Genomic DNA, 14,805 nt, shown 5'->3' with positions numbered 1-14,805 from the left:
TGGTGGGAGGAGGCTTGTCGTTAGCTCGTCCGTGCAATCTCCCGAAGCGCCTGAATAAACAGATCTGCAGTGGCGGAACGGTTACTTTCAGGAAGAGTGGTAATCCCCAGAAAGCCGGAAGTGGCACCAAGCTGGACAGGCAGGATGGCAAGCTGACCGGAGGCTTCTTCAATCCGCGCTACCTGTGCGGGCATCACGCAAATATAGTCCGCCTGCAAAAGCAGGCCCTTGTTGATGAGTGGAGAGACGGATTCGACGGATTGCGCGGGTGGTGGCACGCCTTCCTCGCGGAAGGCACGGTCGATCTGAAGGCGTAAATTGGTTTCCTTGGGTGGCAATATCCAATCCCATTCGATCAGATCGTGGAGACGAGGAGTGGGGCGCAGCGTCAGGGGATGATCGCGGCGTACAACGACGACCGCGTTATCCGGAATCAGGACTTCCTGCACGAGGTTGACCGGCTCATGTCGCTCGGAAAGGCGGCCTATCACCATGTCCAACTCACCGGCCCGCAGCGCGCGCAATACTGCGCTCCTCCTCGATTGCATCGATGATGCGGATGTACCGGATCGTCAGATGGTTGGCGAGCAATGCCATATCGCCTCCTCAAGGATATGTCTCCCCACAGATATTCTATTTCCTCATATCTGTCGCGGTTAGAATTCACTTTCCTTTGTCGGCAGGACTTGAAAATCTCTGCTGGGAATGGGTTGAGGAGAATAGGAATGACGAAACGTCACGCAGAGATTGCTGGCGCGGGAATTGCGGGGCTGGCTTCTGCTGCAGCACTTGCACAGCGCGGGTGGAGTGTACGGGTGCATGAGCGTTCGCCCAATCTACGCACTTTCGGCGCCGGAATTTATATCTGGAGCAATGGCCTGCATGTACTCAAGGCCATAGGTGCTTATGATGAGGCCGTGATCGGCGCTCATGAGGGACCGGAGTTCCATACGCGCAACCACCTCAATGAAACGATGGAAGAAATTCCGATTAATGGCAATGGACCCGCGCGTCTCATAACAATTCTGCGCGAGACGTTGTTGACGGCATTGCTCAATGCTGCGCGTGGTGCTGGGGTCGAGATCGTTACTGGCACGGAGGCTATCGGTGCGACGCCCGAAGGTGAATTGCTACTGGCCAACGGTGAGCGATTTGCAGCCGATCTGGTCATCGGGGCTGATGGAATCAACTCGAAAGTCAGGGATTCACTCGATCTCATGATGTATCGCAAACCGCTCGGCTATGGAGCCGTGCGCATGATGATAAAGCGTGACGCAGCAGATGCACCAAGTGAAGATCTGCCACGCTACATTGAGCATTTTTCAGGCTCACGCCGTATCCTTTATACACCGGCCAGTGAGACAGATCTCTATATAGCGCTTTGCGCTTCGGTCGAAGACGAGATGGCCTATCGCACGCCTGTCGATATGACGCTCTGGACTGAAAGTTTTCCGCATCTGGCTCCTTTGATCGCTCGTTTCGGCGATGCAGGGCGATGGGATGCATTCGATATTCTGAAGCTCAAATCATGGAGCAAGGGGCGAGTTGCAATCCTTGGTGATGGCGCTCATGCAATGCCGCCCTATCTCGGGCAAGGCGGCGGTTGCGCTCTAATGAACGCGCTGGGGCTGGCCGTTGCGCTGGATGAACATGCGGACGTGACCAAAGCGCTGGCCGCCTGGGAGGCGCGAGAGCGTCCGATGACCGAACATACGCAGGACACTGCGGAGCGGCTTGGCGACATGAATTACTGGCCCGATGATATACGGTCGCAAGTGCTGAAAATTACCGGGAAATGCGCTCAGCTTGGTGCGGAACGTATGAAGACCGCGTTGCATATTCCAACAGGCGCAGCCTGAAACACCGGACAATGGAGATTTCTATGAACTCGATGAAAATTGGAAACAATGTTTTTTCATGGGATGAAACCGGAAGCGGTCCGGCTATCGTGTTGCTTTCTGGATGGTGTCAGGATCACCGTTTGTTCAAGACACTGGTGCCCGAATTGGCGAAAGATCATCGCGTAATCCGCTTCGACTGGCGCGGTCACGGTGACCATCGCGAACACGACGGCGATTTCGATATCAACCAGCAAGCCGACGATCTTGTCGCTTTCGTCGACGAACTGGGGCTTGAAACCTTCCTTCCAGTTTCGACTTCCCATGGTGGCTGGGCCAATATCGAAGTCACTGATCGGCTGGGGGTCAGCCGCGTACCGAAATCGGTCGTTATCGACTGGATCATGAACCAGCCGAACGAAACCTTCTTCGAATTGATCGACGGTATTCAGGACCGACAAGTCTGGGAGAATGGACGTACCGGCTTCTTCGATTATTGGATCGGTGATATCAAGAATACCGATATCGTCAATCACGTGAACAACGAGATGGCGGGTTATTCCTATGAAATGTGGGCCCGCTCTGGACGGGAGATCGGCAAAGCCTATCGCAAATGGGGCAGCCCGATGCAGCGCATGGCGGCCATGGTCAAAACCCGACCAATCACTCATATTTATTCGCAGCCATTCGAACCAGAGTATACGCAGGCACACGTGGATTTTGTGGCACGTAATCCGTGGTTCCAGCCTAAGAAGCTGCCTGGTACGACCCATTTCCCGACACTTGAACAGCCAGCTAATGTGGCAAGTGTTATCAGCGGGTTCAACGCATGATAAACTTGGCTGAAGAAGCGGGTTTCGACCCTGCCAGACTTGATCGCGATTACAATGCCAAGGCTACCGTTTCTGCCGAGGCCTTCGCCGCTGAAATGGTGCGCTATCGCGAGGCAAGTGTCGCGCCTCGGGCCGATTGGGGCCGGCATTTCAACGTGGTTTATGACGAAGAAAGCGGACAACGGATTGACATTTTCGGCCCATCTTCCCCACGCGGGCTAAGTCCGGTTTTCGTGTTCATTCACGGCGGCTACTGGCGGGCTCTGTCTAAGGAAGATTCTGCAATGATGGCCTCAATGCTTGCGATCGAAGGTATTGCCACTGTCAGTGTCGATTATCGTCTGGCACCGGAAGTATCACTCGCGGAAATAACTCGGGAGGTGCGTGCTGCTCTTGCCTTCGTCTGGCATCACGGACGGGAGTACGGCCTCGACCCGGATCGGATATCGGTTGGAGGAAGTTCGGCGGGCGGCCATCTTGCCGGTGCGCTTCTTGCGGAAGGCTGGCATACCGATTTTGGTTTGCCGTCGGATATTGTGAAGTTTGCTATGCCGATCAGCGGGCTTTTCGAGCTTGCGCCACTGGCTGCAACTTTCCCGCAGGAATGGTTGAAACTCAGTCCTGCTGATGTCCATCAGCTGAGCCCGATACGGCACATCCCGGCACGCGGTTGTCCGATTACGGTGGCATGGTCGCAAGCTGAGGCGGACGGCTTCAAGCGCCAGTCGCGCGCTTATGCCGATTGCTGGTCTGCAGCGGGTGGAGAGGTTAAAACAATCGAGGTGGCAAACCGGAACCATTACAATATTCTGATGGACTGGTGCTCGCCTGAAACCGAAATGTCGCAAGCGCTACTCATCGGTATTCGCAACATCGGTTGACTGGATGCCAGAAAGCAATCCTGCAGCCGCGTGGCAGTACGCGGCTGGCGGTTTCGTACGTGCCAAGTCCACCAATGCACAGTCTAAATCATGTGATATTCCTCATGGATATATGGTTTTAAGATGAATTGTCGCATGAATTAAAACATCCCATTCTGACTGTAACGATGATCTGGGCGTGGGCCCGAATTTTTAGATTGCAGAGGCTTTCTGATGCATAAATCCGACGTGCGGCTTTTCATAGGCGGTGAGTGGCGTAAGACCGCCAATACGCTTCCCATTATCAATCCTGCGGATGAGACCGAAATCGGGCAGGTTGCGGTCGCGGAGCGGGAGGATCTGGAGGCAGCACTTCAGGCGGCGTGGAATGGGTATCAGATCTGGCGCAATATTGCGCCTGCCGCTCGTGCTACGATAATCATGAAGGCGTCGGCGCTCATGCGCGAACGGCAGGAAGAGATCGCGCGCGCGATCACGCTGGAAAACGGGAAACCGATCACCGAAGCCCGGCTTGAGGTTATTCGCGGCTGCGAATTCTTCGAATGGGATGCTGGCGAATGCATTCGTTTCTATGGTCGTGTGATTCCGAGCGAACCCGGTATCCGTTATATCGTTATGCATGAGCCGATCGGTCCGGTTGCGGCGTTCGCACCCTGGAATTTTCCGATGAGCCAGCCAGCGCGCAAGATTGCGGGGGCTCTTGCTGCTGGTTGCTCCATCATCTTGAAAGCTTCCGAGGAAACGCCTACCGCCGTTACTTATATCGCGCGTGCGTTCGAAGATGCAGGACTGCCAGCCGGTGTGTTGAATCTGGTTTTTGGCGTGCCTGCAGATATTTCGCAGTTTCTCATTCCGCGACCTGAAATCCGGGCAATCGCGTTCACTGGATCGACTGCCGTTGGCAAACATCTGACCGAGATCGCTGCGCGCCACATGAAACCGGCGCTGATGGAACTCGGCGGCCACGCTCCCGTCATCGTTTGCGAGGATGCCGATCCGGTCGTCGCGGGTATCGCCTCGGCACGTCGTAAATACCGCAACTCGGGACAGGTCTGCACATCGCCGACGCGCTTTTTTGTTCATGAAAGCCATTATGAACGTTTTACTGCTGCTTTCATCGAGACGGCGCAATCAATCCGCGTCGGTAACGGCATGGATGAAGGGGTTCAGATGGGCCCAGTCGCCAATGATCGTCGCGTCATGGCGCTGGAAGAACTGGTCGGTGATGCTGAAGCCAAAGGTGCAAAACTTCTTTTCGGTGGCAGGCGCCTGAAGAACAATGGTTATTTCTTCCCGCCAACGGCTCTGGCCGAATTGCCGGACGATGCCCGTGCTATGTCGGAGGAGCCATTTGGTCCCCTTGCGCTGATCAATCCAGTTGCGTCTCTCGATGCGGCCATTGAAAAGGCAAACGCACTTCCGTTCGGTCTTGCGGCTTACGGTTTTGCCAATTCGGCGGAGAATGTGGACCGCCTTATGTCAGGACTGGAAGCCGGGAACGTCTCGATCAACACGCTTGAGGCTTCAGTTGCCGAAACCCCTTTCGGGGGTGTTAAGGACAGCGGGCTTGGCCGCGAGGGCGGAGCCGAAGGACTGCACCATTATACGGTCATAAAAAACGTATCGCATCGTCTGGTGAACAGCCTTTAGTTGGGGCACACCATTTCTTAAACCCGTCGCTTCCATTACCGGCGACGGGCTGACGTTGATCAGCGAGAAGTAAGTGCCAGAGCTCGGATCGCTTTCAAATGAGCGTACATGGCGTGATGCGCTCGGTCGCTTTGCCGAGCTTCAATTGCATCAACGATTGCCAGATGCATCTCGCTTTGCTCGGTTGCGTATTCACGCTTGCGGGCCTCGCGAAAGATCGCATCATGCCGCCGCTGCCAGGTCGAACGTCCCCTGACCGAGGCCAGGGAGCTGAAGATTGCAGCGAGCAGGGCATTTCCGCTCGAGCGTGCAACTGCTTTGTGAAAGGCATCGTCCAAACGTTCATATTCCCGCCAGTCGCGGGCTGTACCAGTCGCCAGAGCAAGCTTGCGCACGGTGGCGAGGTCATCTTGCGTGGCATTTTGGGCCGCCGCCGCGGCAAGGGCTGGCTCATAGACGAGTCTAGCATCCATGAGGTCCTGAGCGGACGCGGATTCGATGATCCGGTCTATTGGCCGTTCGATGTTTGACTCGGGAGGGCCCATGAAGGTGCCTTTGCCCTGATGACGCCACACCGCGCCTTCGATCTCGAGCTGACGCAGTACCTTTCGCGTCGTTTCGCGGCTGCAGCCGAGTGTCGCCGACAAAACCCGCTCGGGCGGGATCTTATCCTGCGGCCCGAAGTTCTTCTCCACGAGCAGCCTCCGCATGCGTTGCATCGCTTCGGCGGTCGGAATACGATCTGTCATCCGGCAGCTATCCATACCAATTTGTAGACCAATTGCGCAAAGACCTATCCCCCAAACAACGGTCGGTCAAGCCGACGAACGAATAGTGGATGAATAGATGCGCCTTGATCCTTTTTTGATTTTAATGATTGCCGCGGTTGTTCTGGCAACGCTTTTCCCCGCGACCGGCAATGCGGCCGATTTGGTCAGTATGCTGGGAACTATTGGCGTTGGCCTGCTATTTTTCGGGCACGGAGCGGCGCTGTCTCACAGGGCGATTGTTTCGGGTTTGAAGCAATGGCAGTTGCATGGATTTATTTTTGCGACGACTTTTGTCGTCTTTCCGTTGATCGTTCAGCCTTTGCGGCTCGTTTCCGAATGCATCCTGCCAACGGATCTTGTCCTTGGTTTCATCTATTTGGGCGTTCTGCCTTCCGCAATTTCCAGTTCGATTGCCTACACCGCCATGGCAAGGGGCAATGTGCCAGTCGCGGTCTGCAATTCGGCTGGGTCGAATGTTTTCGGATTGTTGCTGACGCCGCTTTTGATGACGATTTTCATGCGTTCATCCGGATCAATCGATTTGGGACAGGCTTTGCGCGACGTGGTGGTTGAACTGCTGCTGCCGTTCGGTCTGGGACAAGTCTGTCATCACTGGCTCGGGCCGTTCCTTTCGACGCGCAAGCACTGGCTGGAGAATTACGATCAGTCGGTGATTGTGCTGATCATATACTCGGCATTCTCCCAATCGGTCACGGCCGGGCTTTGGCAGGTCTTGCCACCGTCGGGGCTCATCATGGCAATTGTGCTTTGCGTTGTTCTTCTGGCGGGCGTGATCGGCTTTACGATGTTTGGTTCACGCTGGTTGGGCTTTGCCCGTGAGGATGAGATTGCGGCTGTGTTCTGTGGCTCGAAGAAAAGCCTTGCATCTGGACTGCCACTGGCTCAGGTCTTGTTCGCCAGTTTGCCAGGGTTCGGCATGATCGTGTTACCGATCATGCTCTATAACCAGATCCAGATTCTGGTGGGGGCTGTTCTGGTGCGCCGTTATGCAATCCAGGTTTCCAAATCTGACGCTGCCACGCAGACTGGCTGAGCATGGAAAAAGACAAAGTGGCACACGACAGGCCAGTAGAATGGTTGCGCCCGCTAGACAGACAGCCGCTTGCGATTCAAGTCGCGGAGAAAGTGCGGCTTGCAATCCTTGGAGGGCAGTGGCGCAATGGTGAACGTCTGCCAAATGAATCCGATCTTGCCGACGATCTGAAGGTTTCCCGCGCAACCTTGAGAGAGGCGATCGGCATGTTGGTATTTGCCGGGATTGTCGCGCGTCGGCATGGGTCGGGAACCTTTGTCAGGGAGGATTGGAGGAACGGCGAGGCTTCCTGCGCGCCTAAGAGCTGAGCGCATCGATGACACTGGCAAGCTGCATGTCGTACTCACCCGCCTCGATGGTGCGCTTGAGCACTTCGGATACGGTGGCAGCGGCGCTGCGCGCTGCCTCGACCAGTGTGATGCCCTGCGTAAGTTTGGCGGTCAGAAGTCCTGTGAAAAGGTCGCCGGTTCCGACTGGTACGATCGGCAGGCGCTGTGACGTCAGGCGCGTGCAGGCCGTGCAGTCCAAGATGATATTCTCCAGCGAGCCTTCAGGTGTGTCGGCCAGATTGCAGCCTGTCACGACCAGTTTGGCGCCGCGAATTGCCTGCACTTGAGCAGCCGCGGCTTCAAGTGCGGGCCAGGCCGTCGTATCAGTCTGTGCAATGAGACCCAACTCGAACTGATTGGGTGTCAGGAGATCGGCCAGTGGAACAAGCCTTTCAACAATGCATTCCACCACCTGATCGGCAACGAAAATACCGAGATTGGTATCGCCCATCACCGGGTCGCAAATGTATTTGATGTCGGGATTGATCCGGCGCGCGCGCTCGACGAACGCTGCGACCACATCCCCGTTCGCCTGAGAACCGAGATAGCCGGAAACGATATAGCGGCTTGTTGCAATCAGCCCGCGTTCTTCGACGCCGCTTAGGAGATCGCCGACCAGCTCGGATTCGAGAACACGCCCGCGCATGGTTTCAAAATGCGGATTGTTGGATAGCAAGGTCGTAGGAACCGCGGCAACACTCAACCCATGGGCTTGCATCGGCAGAACGGCTGCGCTGTTGCCAACATGCCCGTAAACGACCTGACTCTGGATTGAAATAATGGAGGTGGTCATTTCATCGCTCCTTCGCTCACGCTCAGTTCGACTCCTTCACGACGCGGCAGGCGACCGTTGAGAACGATATGTGCAACCAGCCCAATTATCAGACCCCAGAAAGCGCCGCCGATGCCGAAGAGATTGATGTTTGCGGCCGAGGCCAGAAAAGTGATCAACGCGGCCTCACGATGTGCGGGGTCTGACATGGCGCCAGCCAGGCTGCTGCCTATCGTGCCCAGCAGGGCCAGACCTGCGAGCGTTGTGATGAAGCTTGCCGGAAATGCCATGAAGACTGCAGCGAGTGTTACGCCGAACACGCCGACGAGAACGTAGAAGATACCCGCCGCAGTGCCGGCGATCCAGCGCTTTGATGGGTCCTCGTGTGCTGCGGACCCGGTCGCGATCGCCGCCGTAATTGCCGCAATATTGAAAGCATGTGATCCGAAAGGTGCCATGATGAGTGAGCCGAGACCTGTTACGGTAACGATTGGATTGGCGCTGGTCTTGAAACCGTCATTGCGCAGAACCAGCATTCCCGGCATGTACTGCCCCGTCAGGGTGATAAGAAACAAGGGCAGTGCGACGGACAGCAGCGCGTTGAGTGAAAACGCCGGCATGGTGAAGATCGGAGCTGCGAATTCGAGCTTCAATCCAGACAGGTCGACCCGATTTTGCAGAAGCAGAAAAGCAAGTCCGAGCACGAGAATGCCAACCACGGCATAGCGGGCGGATAGACGTTTCAAAACGAGGTAGGCGACAATCAGCAGCCCGACAAGCAATGGTTCGACGGTGGTGCCGCTGAAGGCCCCGATTCCGAATTGCAACAAAATGCCAGCCAGCAAGCCTGACGCTATGCCTGGCGGTATCAGCCGGATGACTTTCTCAAAATAACCCGACACACCGAGGATGACGAAACCGAGCGCCGAAATCATATAGGCGCCGATTGCCTCGGCGTAGGAGGTGGTAGCAAGGGCTGTGACAAGAAAAGCCGCGGCTGGCGTCGACCAGGCGGTAATGATCGGCTCGCGATAACGCCAACTGAGATAAAGACCACTGAGCCCGACGCCGATCGAGACCGACCAGACCCAGGAGGCAGTCAGTTCCGGACTCAATCCCGCAATCTTTGCAGCCTGAAAAACCAGGATAAATGTGCCGCCATAATTGACGACAACGGAGATCAGGCCTGCCACGATGGGGTGGGTAAGATCTCTCAATCGGATCGGTGACGTTGAAGCATGGGATGATATCATCCTGAGAAACCTCCTGGGATTCGGGGCGCATGGCCGACAAGACGTCTTGACAATTAATCGTTTAATGGCCTGATGGCCCCATCCATTTTGCCAGTCAGGATCAGTCCATTTGTTCAAGCACGCCCAACTTGAATCTGTTAAGGCTTGGATTGCCCATCCCGCCCATGCGGCCATGCCGCTCCATGCCCGCATTCAGCGATCAATCCGGCAATTGATCGTCGATGGCGCACTCGGGCCGGGAAAAACACTCCCGTCTTCGCGTAGTCTCGCCAAATCGCTAGGCGTGTCCAGGGACACGATCGAAGCGGCTTATGCTCAGTTGCATGCCGAGGGTTTCATCGACCGCCGGGTGGGCAGCGGAAGTTTTGTGGCGCAGATAACGGAATTTACGCCCGGACACAGCGTTTCCCAGCGCGATGCACTTTTGCGCAATCAGGCACCCAATCTGAGCAAACGCGGAGCGGTCATGTTTCACAGCGGTGGCGTGCGCGAGCGCCTTTCGCCACGGCCTTTCGCCCACGGCGTTCCGGAAACCCGGAACTTCCCGCTTCAGCTTTGGGAGCGTTTGGAGCGGCAGGTGTTAAAGGAAACCGGTACGCAGGTGCTTTTGCATGGCGATCCGCAGGGGATAGTGCCCTTGCGGCGCGCTGTCGCCGAATACGTGAACCTGGAACGCGGCGGCCGCGCGACACCCGACAGGGTGCTGATCCTCACCAGCTCGCAACAGGCACTGAATTTATGTGCAAACGTGCTGTTCGATCCCGGTGATCGGATCTTCATCGAGGATCCTGCCTATTATGGCGCACGCAAGGCGTTCGATGCCGCTGGACTTGAAGCCATCCCGATCGGTGTGGATGACCAGGGCATTGTGATCGAGCGGATGGTAAGCGAAACGAGCAAAGCCAAGGCCGTGTTTCTCACACCTTCGCATCAGTTTCCAACCGGTGCGACCCTGTCGCTGGATCGTCGCCTGGCACTGATCGCATGGACTGCCCGCCAGCAGACATGGATTATCGAGGATGATTATGACAGCGAGTTTCACTACGCTGGCAAACCGATGGCCTGCGTGCAAGGCCTCGACCGGCATGATCGGACAATCTATATCGGTACTTTCACCAAATCACTCTTTCCGGGCCTGCGTATTGGCTACATGGTATTGCCGCCGCAACTGGTCAAACCGATGACCGTCGCGCGCACACTGCTCGACGGGCATTCTGCACCAATAGCGCAGTTGACGCTTGCCCGGTTCATGGAGGGCGGACATTTCGGTGTATATGTCCGGTCTATGCGCGGCATCTATGCCGAACGGCGCGATCTGCTGGCCGAGTTGATCGAAGGGCATCTTGCAGATTTTGTCGAACCGCATGTACCTGCCGGGGGGCTGCAAATGTCTTGCCGTCTCACGGGCGATCTATCGGAACGCAATGCCGTAGCGGCTGCCCAGCGCGTCGGAATCCAGCTCCTCGGTTTGTCCGGGCTTTATGCTACAGGTGGAGGAAAGGCTGGTTTTCTGATGGGATTTGCAGCGTATACACCGACGGAAATGGAGATCGCGGTCAAAAAGCTGGCGGCGGCTTTTCGCACAGTTGCGAAGCCATAGGCCCTTCCACCGACGCTGCATTTGCCAGCCTTGCCAAACTCCAATAACGTCACAAGACTTGTTCGAATTATGATTGTCAGCTGGGTCGATATTCCGTCTGAACAGCGGCTGATACCGGGATGTAATTTATGAACCTCCACAATAGAAGCATCCGGTCTGCCGCACTTGCGATCCTCATGTGGTTACTGTTCAATCTTCTGGCGATAGGTGGCCTCGTTGTCTATCAGCGCGCCGCCCTGTTGTCCGAACTTCAAGCGGCCAGCTTTACTTTGCACCGTGAGGCTTCGCAGCGCGCTGACCAGCACGATGCCCATCTGACTGCGCTTTCGACGATTGCTCAATCCAAGGCGCGAACTGCCGATATCTCTCAGGACGATGTTTTCCTTGAAGTGGCGGCAACGATCGTTCGTTTCTATCCGCGCATAGACGAGATTCAATTGGTGCCGATGGAGTCAACCGTCCCAGTGACCGGCACCAGAAAGCTGGAACCGGAACTGGCCGATGCCATACGTGCGGCGGCCCTTTCATCACGCGGTGTTCCCGAACTGCTGGCACCCACAGCACGGCCGGGACACTATTTGATCGTAAAACGGAGTCCGAATACGGATAATCTTCACGACGGCCTGGCGCTGGCGATCAATGCCGGCAGTCTGATTACATCTGATGACGCATTCTGGAGCCGTAAAGGTGTTGCACGACGCGTCCTGATGCCCGATGGAACGGTTCTGTTCAGTAGCCTGGTCTCGTTCGGCGAAGCGCGTTTTTCCAAGAAACTGGGTAGCGCCACGCAGCCGCTTCTTTTCCAAACTGCGCTCGCAATGCGCTGGACCGATCTGTTGCCTTTTGACCAGTTGATCCCGATTTTTGTCCTCACCAATCTGCTGTTCTTCGGTGGGTTGGTCATCGTCCGCCAGACACAACGCACTCGCTATGCAGAACGCCGTGCAGAACTGAGCGGCCTTGACGCCCGTTTGGCCCACGCCTCGCGGGTCAACACGATGGGGGAGATGGCAAGTGGCATGGCGCATGAACTGACACAGCCTCTGACGGCGCTTCTCGCTGGTGCGCAGGCAGGGCGCCGCTTGTTGAACCGCAACAATACGGAGGCTCTCGCTGGAGCGCTGGACGATATGGTGGACCAGACGCGCCGTGCATCGGCCATTCTGGATCGACTACGCAACTGGTCTCGCCCACAGCGTCGGCAGACGACACCCGCCGATCTTCGCCTGTCGCTTCAAAATGTGCAGACCTTGCTGGCTTCGGACGCGAACCGGCGAGGCGTCAAAGTTGAACTTGTGATGCCTGAAACACCTTTGATGGCTGCGGTCGATCCCGTGGAAATGGAGCAGGTGATGTTTAATCTTCTCCGTAATGCGATTGAATCCTTTCATGACGGAGATCAGGACTGGCGGGTCAATGCATCCCTGAAAGCTGATGGGCCGATAGCCATTCTGGAAATTGCGGATAATGGTCCGGGCGTAGCATTGGAACTATTGCCGCGCCTATTTACTCCGTTTACCACAAGTCGCCCTGAAGGAACCGGCCTCGGTCTGGCACTCAGTCAGCGGCTGGTCGAACGTTTTGGCGGCGAGATTTCCTACACTCCACAGGAGCGCGGTGCGCTGTTTCGCGTTGTGCTCCCAATCGCTCAAGACACGGGAAGTTAAGAGGATGATTCAGCCGGTCTATCTCGTTGATGACGATGAAGCAGTAAGAAAGTCGCTCAGCCTTCTCCTGTCGACCATAGACATCGAGGTCAGGAGTTTTGCTGATCCTTCTGTGTTTCTGGGGCAGCTACCACGACTGAAGCCGGGGTGCATGATCTTCGATATTCGCATGCCGGTCTTGACAGGCCTGAAACTTCAGGAGCTGTTAGCCGAACAGGAAATTGACTGGCCGGTGATCATCATTTCGGGCCACGGCGATATCGAAGCCTGTCGTCGCGCCTTTCGAAATGGCGCGGTGGATTATCTTTCCAAGCCGGTCGATGAGCAGGATTTGATCGATGCAATCCAGAAGGCTCAGCAATTGCTTGACCATAGGCTCGGGAGCAAGGCGCTAAGAGCCGAAACGCTGGCACTGCTGGACACGTTGACGGCGCGTGAACGCGAGGTGCTCGATCGTATTGCGCGAGGTTTCACGACCAAGCAAATCGCTGATGGTCTTGAAGTATCGCCACGTACGATAGACAGCCATCGTGCGTCTATAGGGGCGAAACTGGGTACGACTTCGCAAGCGGAAATGACGCGTTTGTGGCTGGAGGGGCAGTCGAATCCGTAGAACTACGGATAAGATCGTAAATGTTACGGATTCCGTTTCTCGCTGGTGGAAACTAATTGTTTCTTATCACAACCGAGGAACGACCATGATCCGCAAACTTGCAATTATCGCCCTGTCGGTGGCTCCGGCTACCGCTTTTTCTCAGACCCTTCCCACCATGCCCTATTTACCGCTTGATATGGCAACCAAGGCTGCAAAGGCTGCGCTGAATGCCTGCGTTGCCAAGGGCAACAATGTGAGCGTCGCAGTCGTAGCACGCGATGGATCGACCAAGGTTCTGCTCAAGGCCGATCTTTCTGGTCCGCATACTGGCAATAGCGCTGAAGGAAAAGCATTCACGTCAGCAGCTCTGGGTCGCGGTTCCGGTGAACTTGCAGAGTTTATCGCGTCGAAGCCAGCCAATAACGGCATGCGGGATATGGATTCTCGCTTGGTTATTCAGGCAGGCGGACTGCCGATCAAGATCGGCGACGCTCTCGTTGGAGGAATTGGTGTCGGTGGCGCACCTTCAGGTGCAACCGATGCAGAATGCGCTCTTGCAGGTCTTCAGGCAATCGAAGCAAATTAACACAGACCGTTGGGGTTAAAATTAAGTTTTGGCCTCAACCCAAATCCATACTGTATGCTCGTAGCCTTTTTTGACATCGCCTGATAAAGGGAAGTCGAGTTCGGGTTCTTCTAATGAGCCAGTGTAAGAAAACTAGCTGTCACATGAACAATGCGATAAATCTTCTTAACCAATTCAGGCGACGGAATTGCTACTCTTCTGAATAATGAGCTATTGTTAGCTGCGGACTTACTTTTGAGGGCGGGGAATCGTTCTTACAATTAACTGCGTATCAATAGAGGATTATCCAAGGTGAAGCGATTTCTATTGGCCGGGATGGTTATCTTTACAATGTTGCATTCGTCGGCGGCGTTTGCTGAATTGAATGCAGCCGATCGCCGGTTGAATGATATCTACGCACAGGTCATCAATTCTCTGTCTGTTTCAAACCAGGCGCAGCTCAAGGAAAGTCAACGCAATTGGATCAAATGTCGCGACAGTGAATGCCGTTATCAGCAGCTAAACTACGCGATCATGGTTTCGGAAGCAGATTGCAAGGAACTTTTGACGAGACAGCGTATTGGTCTCTTGAACCAGCAGTTGGGCTAGCTAAAGAAGGCGGGTCAAAAGGACGATCCTGCCACGGCAGTTGATTGCAGACAGGAGATAGGCAAGAAAGCTGCTGAGGTCCTCGTCAAACAATGCAAGGAAATCTCTCCAGCAACACGTCCGCCATGCAATTCGAGCAATTAATGCGCAATGATCAAGGATGAAATCAAACGCGGCTGCGATATCGCGGGAAACGATAAGCCATCCTACTGCGAATAGCGACAACTGCTATTCTTACATGTAAACCCATACGCAGCGGCGATAACAGTGTAGCCGCCAATGGCCGTGAAAATGATTCTCTCACAAACACGATGCCAGACCTGGCGCCTCTGCCGACGATGCGGCCTGTAATTATGCTGTTTGTAACCGGGGTGTGGATTGTTGTCTTT

General features: G+C 55.4%; 15 protein-coding genes. 11 read left to right on the top strand and 4 right to left on the bottom strand.

The annotated features are described in order from the left end of the window. Positions 1-20: 20 nt before the first annotated feature. Positions 21-524, bottom strand: coding sequence for a LysR substrate-binding domain-containing protein (locus tag OIV19_RS17090; protein WP_264232387.1), 504 nt, complete (start codon positions 522-524; stop codon positions 21-23). A 201-nt stretch (positions 525-725) separates the two neighbouring features. Between OIV19_RS17090 and OIV19_RS17085 the strand changes: the two genes are divergently transcribed. From OIV19_RS17085 to OIV19_RS17070, 4 genes are all read left to right on the top strand, one after another. Then, on the top strand, positions 726-1,859 hold the full coding sequence (locus OIV19_RS17085; RefSeq protein ID WP_264232386.1) for an FAD-dependent oxidoreductase: 1,134 nt from the start codon (positions 726-728) through the stop codon (positions 1,857-1,859). 23 nt (positions 1,860-1,882) lie between these two features. Further along, positions 1,883-2,671 (top strand): alpha/beta fold hydrolase, encoded by a 789-nt coding sequence (locus tag OIV19_RS17080; RefSeq protein ID WP_264232385.1) that lies wholly within the window; start codon positions 1,883-1,885, stop codon positions 2,669-2,671. Then, entirely contained in the window at positions 2,668-3,552 is an 885-nt protein-coding gene (locus OIV19_RS17075) for an alpha/beta hydrolase (protein ID WP_264232384.1), read from the top strand. Before OIV19_RS17080 ends, OIV19_RS17075 begins: the two co-directional genes overlap by 4 nt. A 213-nt stretch (positions 3,553-3,765) precedes the next feature. After that, positions 3,766-5,202: an NAD-dependent succinate-semialdehyde dehydrogenase gene (locus tag OIV19_RS17070; protein WP_264232383.1), complete on the top strand. Its 1,437-nt coding sequence runs from the start codon at positions 3,766-3,768 to the stop codon at positions 5,200-5,202. A gap of 59 nt (positions 5,203-5,261) precedes the next feature. Here the strand turns inward: OIV19_RS17070 and OIV19_RS17065 are convergent, their stop codons facing one another. After that, the gene (locus tag OIV19_RS17065) at positions 5,262-5,951 is read right to left on the bottom strand and encodes a FadR/GntR family transcriptional regulator (RefSeq protein ID WP_264232382.1); all 690 of its coding nucleotides are present in this window, start codon (positions 5,949-5,951) and stop codon (positions 5,262-5,264) included. A gap of 97 nt (positions 5,952-6,048) precedes the next feature. On the opposite strand from OIV19_RS17065, the gene OIV19_RS17060 reads away from it, so the two are divergent. Then, positions 6,049-7,026, top strand: coding sequence for a bile acid:sodium symporter family protein (locus tag OIV19_RS17060; protein ID WP_264232381.1), 978 nt, complete (start codon positions 6,049-6,051; stop codon positions 7,024-7,026). Positions 7,027-7,028: 2 nt separating this feature from the next. Then, positions 7,029-7,334, top strand: coding sequence for a FadR/GntR family transcriptional regulator (locus tag OIV19_RS17055; RefSeq protein ID WP_264232380.1), 306 nt, complete (start codon positions 7,029-7,031; stop codon positions 7,332-7,334). Here OIV19_RS17055 and pdxY read toward each other — a convergent pair. Together pdxY and OIV19_RS17045 are read right to left on the bottom strand one after the other, a co-directional pair. Then, entirely contained in the window at positions 7,324-8,148 is an 825-nt protein-coding gene (gene pdxY / locus OIV19_RS17050; RefSeq protein WP_264232379.1) for a pyridoxal kinase, read from the bottom strand. The two genes, OIV19_RS17055 and pdxY, sit on opposite strands and share 11 nt — an antisense overlap. Continuing rightward, positions 8,145-9,380, bottom strand: a complete 1,236-nt coding sequence (locus tag OIV19_RS17045) for a benzoate/H(+) symporter BenE family transporter (RefSeq protein ID WP_264232378.1) — start codon at positions 9,378-9,380, stop codon at positions 8,145-8,147. The genes pdxY and OIV19_RS17045 overlap by 4 nt, the downstream gene beginning before the upstream one ends. 109 nt (positions 9,381-9,489) lie before the next feature. Here OIV19_RS17045 and pdxR point away from each other — a divergent pair, with 109 nt between their 5' ends. The 5 genes from pdxR to OIV19_RS17020 all read left to right on the top strand — a co-directional run bounded on the left by pdxR (position 9,490) and on the right by OIV19_RS17020 (position 14,416). Continuing rightward, on the top strand, positions 9,490-10,980 hold the full coding sequence (gene pdxR / locus OIV19_RS17040; RefSeq protein WP_264232377.1) for a MocR-like pyridoxine biosynthesis transcription factor PdxR: 1,491 nt from the start codon (positions 9,490-9,492) through the stop codon (positions 10,978-10,980). Positions 10,981-11,108: 128 nt separating this feature from the next. Next, positions 11,109-12,647: an ATP-binding protein gene (locus OIV19_RS17035; RefSeq protein ID WP_264232376.1), complete on the top strand. Its 1,539-nt coding sequence runs from the start codon at positions 11,109-11,111 to the stop codon at positions 12,645-12,647. A gap of 4 nt (positions 12,648-12,651) precedes the next feature. Then, complete coding sequence (locus tag OIV19_RS17030) at positions 12,652-13,260, top strand: response regulator (RefSeq protein ID WP_264232375.1); 609 nt, start codon at positions 12,652-12,654, stop codon at positions 13,258-13,260. An 85-nt stretch (positions 13,261-13,345) separates the two neighbouring features. Then, positions 13,346-13,828 (top strand): GlcG/HbpS family heme-binding protein, encoded by a 483-nt coding sequence (locus OIV19_RS17025; protein ID WP_264232374.1) that lies wholly within the window; start codon positions 13,346-13,348, stop codon positions 13,826-13,828. Positions 13,829-14,119: 291 nt separating this feature from the next. Beyond that, complete coding sequence (locus OIV19_RS17020; RefSeq protein ID WP_264232373.1) at positions 14,120-14,416, top strand: lysozyme inhibitor LprI family protein; 297 nt, start codon at positions 14,120-14,122, stop codon at positions 14,414-14,416. Positions 14,417-14,805: the final 389 nt, after the last annotated feature.

Origin of the sequence: Brucella sp. HL-2, assembly GCF_025846885.2 — a bacterium.
GTDB lineage: Bacteria > Pseudomonadota > Alphaproteobacteria > Rhizobiales > Rhizobiaceae > Brucella > Brucella quorumnocens.
The sequence above is the reverse complement of the archived record's forward strand: the minus strand, read 5'-3'. Positions and strand labels throughout refer to the sequence as shown.

What these genes read in the sequence shown, in the direction of transcription:
- OIV19_RS17085 (WP_264232386.1), top strand. Translation starts at nt 726, where the DNA reads ATGACGAAACGTCACGCAGAGATTGCTGGCGCGGGAATTGCGGGGCTG.
- OIV19_RS17080 (WP_264232385.1), top strand. Translation starts at nt 1,883, where the DNA reads ATGAACTCGATGAAAATTGGAAACAATGTTTTTTCATGGGATGAAACC.
- OIV19_RS17075 (WP_264232384.1), top strand. Translation starts at nt 2,668, where the DNA reads ATGATAAACTTGGCTGAAGAAGCGGGTTTCGACCCTGCCAGACTTGAT.
- OIV19_RS17070 (WP_264232383.1), top strand. Translation starts at nt 3,766, where the DNA reads ATGCATAAATCCGACGTGCGGCTTTTCATAGGCGGTGAGTGGCGTAAG.
- OIV19_RS17065 (WP_264232382.1), bottom strand. Translation starts at nt 5,951, where the DNA reads ATGACAGATCGTATTCCGACCGCCGAAGCGATGCAACGCATGCGGAGG.
- OIV19_RS17060 (WP_264232381.1), top strand. Translation starts at nt 6,049, where the DNA reads ATGCGCCTTGATCCTTTTTTGATTTTAATGATTGCCGCGGTTGTTCTG.
- OIV19_RS17055 (WP_264232380.1), top strand. Translation starts at nt 7,029, where the DNA reads ATGGAAAAAGACAAAGTGGCACACGACAGGCCAGTAGAATGGTTGCGC.
- pdxY (WP_264232379.1), bottom strand. Translation starts at nt 8,148, where the DNA reads ATGACCACCTCCATTATTTCAATCCAGAGTCAGGTCGTTTACGGGCAT.
- OIV19_RS17045 (WP_264232378.1), bottom strand. Translation starts at nt 9,380, where the DNA reads ATGATATCATCCCATGCTTCAACGTCACCGATCCGATTGAGAGATCTT.
- OIV19_RS17035 (WP_264232376.1), top strand. Translation starts at nt 11,109, where the DNA reads ATGAACCTCCACAATAGAAGCATCCGGTCTGCCGCACTTGCGATCCTC.
- OIV19_RS17030 (WP_264232375.1), top strand. Translation starts at nt 12,652, where the DNA reads ATGATTCAGCCGGTCTATCTCGTTGATGACGATGAAGCAGTAAGAAAG.
- OIV19_RS17025 (WP_264232374.1), top strand. Translation starts at nt 13,346, where the DNA reads ATGATCCGCAAACTTGCAATTATCGCCCTGTCGGTGGCTCCGGCTACC.